Source organism: Ruminococcus sp. D54t1_190329_F1 (assembly GCF_015551645.1).
GTDB classification, from domain to species: Bacteria; Bacillota; Clostridia; order Lachnospirales; family Lachnospiraceae; genus Blautia_A; species Blautia_A faecis.
Genome location: NZ_JADNDC010000079.1, coordinates 1 through 3,816 on the forward strand (window position 1 = coordinate 1; position 3,816 = coordinate 3,816).

At 44.1% G+C, this 3,816-nt stretch carries 7 protein-coding genes; 2 read left to right on the forward strand and 5 right to left on the reverse strand.

From position 1 onward, the window contains the following. Positions 1–80: 80 nt before the first annotated feature. The 3 genes from I2D69_RS19445 to I2D69_RS21310 all read right to left on the reverse strand — a co-directional run bounded on the left by I2D69_RS19445 (position 81) and on the right by I2D69_RS21310 (position 2,590). Positions 81–452 (reverse strand): metalloregulator ArsR/SmtB family transcription factor, encoded by a 372-nt coding sequence (locus I2D69_RS19445; RefSeq protein WP_148461875.1) that lies wholly within the window; start codon positions 450–452, stop codon positions 81–83. 22 nt (positions 453–474) lie between these two features. Then, a complete protein-coding gene (locus I2D69_RS19450; RefSeq protein ID WP_195380408.1) occupies positions 475–2,343 on the reverse strand; it encodes a heavy metal translocating P-type ATPase in 1,869 nt (622 codons plus the stop codon). A gap of 67 nt (positions 2,344–2,410) precedes the next feature. Further along, positions 2,411–2,590: a DUF6783 domain-containing protein gene (locus tag I2D69_RS21310; RefSeq protein WP_334300299.1), complete on the reverse strand. Its 180-nt coding sequence runs from the start codon at positions 2,588–2,590 to the stop codon at positions 2,411–2,413. Between I2D69_RS21310 and I2D69_RS21315 the strand changes: the two genes are divergently transcribed. After that, the gene (locus I2D69_RS21315; RefSeq protein WP_334300298.1) at positions 2,522–2,671 is read left to right on the forward strand and encodes a DUF6783 domain-containing protein; all 150 of its coding nucleotides are present in this window, start codon (positions 2,522–2,524) and stop codon (positions 2,669–2,671) included. The two genes, I2D69_RS21310 and I2D69_RS21315, sit on opposite strands and share 69 nt — an antisense overlap. On the opposite strand, the gene I2D69_RS19455 is transcribed toward I2D69_RS21315, so the two are convergent. Then, a complete protein-coding gene (locus I2D69_RS19455; protein ID WP_118579549.1) occupies positions 2,666–2,884 on the reverse strand; it encodes a cation transporter in 219 nt (72 codons plus the stop codon). The genes I2D69_RS21315 and I2D69_RS19455 overlap by 6 nt on opposite strands. Before the next feature lie 253 nt (positions 2,885–3,137). On the opposite strand from I2D69_RS19455, the gene I2D69_RS19460 reads away from it, so the two are divergent. Further along, positions 3,138–3,614, forward strand: coding sequence for a small multi-drug export protein (locus tag I2D69_RS19460; RefSeq protein ID WP_195380409.1), 477 nt, complete (start codon positions 3,138–3,140; stop codon positions 3,612–3,614). Between the two features lie 78 nt (positions 3,615–3,692). Here I2D69_RS19460 and I2D69_RS21320 read toward each other — a convergent pair. Then, a partial coding sequence (locus tag I2D69_RS21320; RefSeq protein ID WP_347708408.1) for a DUF6783 domain-containing protein occupies positions 3,693–3,816 on the reverse strand: 124 nt, incomplete at its 5' end.

Here is a 3,816-nt window from a genome sequence, read left to right on the forward strand (position 1 = left end):
ATCAATATAACAAGCCCCAGCAAAAAGCCGGGGCTAATACTTCAATTATTTTAGGACATTTTCAAAAACGCTTGACACCTCTAATCTTCCTCTATATGCTCTCTTCCCTGGTCAATGATCGTCCGAACATGCTCATCTGCCAGAGAATAGAATATAGATTTTCCATCCCTGCGGCTTTTTACCAGTTTATTCTGTTTCAGGATACGAAGCTGGTGGGAAATAGCTGACTGAGTCATGTTCAATGCCTTTGCCAGGTCGCACACGCACACCTCTGCTTCAAAAAGTACAAACAGGATCCGGATCCTGGTAGAATCTCCAAACACCTTGAACAGCTCTGCCAGATCATACAGCTCGTTTTCCTCCGGGATAGTCTCGTTTACAATTTGCAGAAGATTTTCATGAACCTCACAGCAATCACAGATTTCCACTTCTTTATCTATATCTTTTTTCATTCTGAATACCTCGATATCATCATCAAAGATTTTTCACAAACAAAGTACGGATTGCATTGAGCACTGCCAGTACCATAACTCCTACATCTGCAAAAATGGCTATCCACATGTTTGCAATACCGAAGGCACCAAGTACCAGGCAGATCAGTTTCACGCCAATTGCAAAATAAATATTTTCATATACAATTCGCATACACTTCTTGGCAATGCGAATGGCTTTCCCAATCTTCAACGGGTCGTCATCCATCAGGACAACGTCAGCCGCCTCGATTGCAGCATCAGAACCAAGAGCACCCATTGCAATACCAATATCCGCTCTTGAAAGAACCGGTGCATCATTGATTCCGTCTCCAACAAAGGCAAGCTTCTCTTTTTCAGACTTGTTTGAAAGAAGCTCTTCCACCTTGGAAACCTTATCTGCCGGAAGAAGCTCGCTGTGAACCTCTCCGATTCCAAGGTCAGCTGCTACAGACTCTGCCACTTTTTTTCCGTCACCGGTGAGCATAACCGTTCTTGTAATGCCTGCTTTTTTCAGGTTCTCAATTGCCTCTTTGGCATGAGGCTTGATAATGTCAGAAATCAGGATGTGACCGGCATATTTTCCATCCACAGCCATATGGACAACCGTTCCTACATGATGGCACTCTTTGTACGCAATACCCAGACGATTCATCAGCTTCGCGTTGCCGGCAGCTACAGACACGCCTTCCACCTTTGCAATAACACCGTTTCCACCGATTTCCTCAATGTCTGTGACACGGCTGCGGTCGATTGGCTTGCCATATGCTTTCTGAAGGCTTTTGCTGATGGGGTGTGAGGAAGAACACTCTGCATATGCCGCATATTCCAGAAGCTTTGCATCCTCCATCTCATTATGGTGAATTCCGCTGACCTCGAATACGCCCTTTGTCATAGTACCTGTTTTATCAAAAACAACAATCTTCGTCTGGGAAAGTGTCTCCAGATAGTTGGAGCCTTTTACCAGAACGCCTTGATTGCTGGCACCACCGATTCCAGCAAAGAAACTGAGAGGAATACTGATCACCAGTGCACATGGACAGCTGATTACAAGGAACGTCAGAGCACGGTAGATCCAGTCTCCCCATTCCGGAGAAAGTCCCATAAACAGCATTCTACAAAGAGGCGGAATGACTGCAAGTGCCAGAGCACTGTAGCAGACTGCCGGGGTATAATATTTCGCAAATTTTGAAATAAAGTTTTCAGATCTGGATTTCTTGGAGCTTGAGTTCTCAACAAGGTCCAGGATCTTGGAAACCGTAGATTCACCAAATTCCTTCGTGGTGCGAATTTTCAATACACCTGTCATGTTAATGCAGCCGCTGATGACCTCATCTCCCACTTTCGCATCTCGCGGAAGGCTTTCTCCTGTCAATGCGCTTGTATTTAATGTGGAATTTCCGTCTTCAATCATTCCGTCAATTGGAATCTTCTCTCCTGGCTGAACCACAATGATAGTTCCAACCTCTACCTCGTCCGGGTCTACCTTTTCCAGCTTACCGTCCTGCTCAATATTTGCATAATCCGGACGGATATCCATCAGCTCGCTGATATTTCTTCTGCTCTTTCCAACGGCATAACTCTGGAAAAGTTCTCCGATCTGGTAAAACAGCATAACCGCAGTGCCTTCCTGATAATCGCCGAGAGCAATGGCACCAATTGTGGCAACTGCCATCAGAAAATTCTCATCAAATACCTGACGGTTCCTAATTCCCTTAAGCGCTTTTTTCAGAATATCATAACCGATCACCAGATACGGGACCATGTAAAGTGCCATTCGAAGATAGCCATCTACCGGAAGAAAGCGCAGCAAAACCAAAAGGACAAAAGCAATAATAATTCTGATCAATACTTTTTTCTGCTTCTTGTTCATATTCTTTCACATGCCTTGAGGGCACGGCCTCCATTATAATGATGTCGCTGGCACGCGACATATTCGCTTAATTCATTTGCGTGACTGAACAGAGTACATCCTGTCCGGTCATTGTCTTACCGTTCATTCTGTGCCTAGAACGTGTTTGAAAAAAGCTTTCTGCAAGATGTGCGTCACAATTTGTGGGAGATTTCGCCCGGATGAGGGCGCCGTAGCGGGCTACGGCAACCGAACTCGGGCAAAATATACTGCAAAGTGGGGCGTGCAGATTGCGGGAATGATTTTTCAAACACGCTCTAGTAACTGCTTTTCCTCATTGTTTTTATAAGAAGATCTCGCAGTCGTCTTCTACTTTCTTACAGTTCTTCAGGACTTCCTGCATAACAGCCTTCGGCTCCTGTCCATCTTCAAACTCAACGATCATTTTCAGAGTCATGAAGTTTACAGTCGCATCCTTAACACCAGCAGTGTTCTTAGCAGCTTCCTCCATCTTGTTTGCACAGTTTGCGCAGTCAACATCGATCTTGTAAGTTTTTTTCATGGTAGTGGTCTCCTTTTGAAAATGTTCTCTTTTTCATATGAACAATTATTCATATGTTTGTTTTTATTATAGCATTTAAATAACTTCTGTCAATAGGTTTGGCATAAAATCTTTCTTTTTCTATGATGTAGCATAAATGCTTTCTTTTTCCTGTATTAATATAGTAATTTCTTTTTTTGCCCTGTTCAATTCGTTTTTTTTCGTGTATAATAAGTCGAATATTATTGGATTGAAATTAGAGGAGATTTTAAACATGAAAAGTTATCTAATCGTTTTTCTTATTTCTATGGTACCGCTGATTGAGCTGCGAGGCGCGATCCCATATGCTGTAGGCTTCGGAATTCCGCTGGTTCCGGCGTACATTATCGCCATTATCGGAAACATGCTTCCAGTACCTTTTATCTATTTCTTCGCCCGCAAGGTTCTGGAGTGGGGCAAGGATAAACCGGTGATCGGGCGCTTCTTTACCTTCTGTCTTGAAAAAGGGGAAAAAGGAGGAAAGGCCCTTCAGGCAAAGGCCGGCCGCGGATTATTCGTAGCGCTTCTGCTCTTCGTAGGAATTCCTCTTCCCGGCACAGGTGCCTGGACCGGAACCCTGGCTGCCAGCCTTCTGGACATGGACTTTAAGTCCAGTGTTCTGGCTGTAATGCTTGGTGTCATTCTGGCTGGTCTTATCATGGGCGCTGCAAGTGCAGGACTTTATGGGGCATTATTTGCAGTATTCAGCTGACAGGATTACAAGAAAAAGTATATGAAGTTTATCTGATTGCGAATAAACTCATATACTTTTTTTATGCCTTAAAAGAAACTAAAACAAACCTCTGTCGTTTTCACTCGTCTTAGAGCGTGTTTGAAAAATCATTCCTGCAATCTGCACGCCCCACTTTGCGGGAGATTTCACCCGGATGAGGGCGTCGTAGCCCGCTACGACG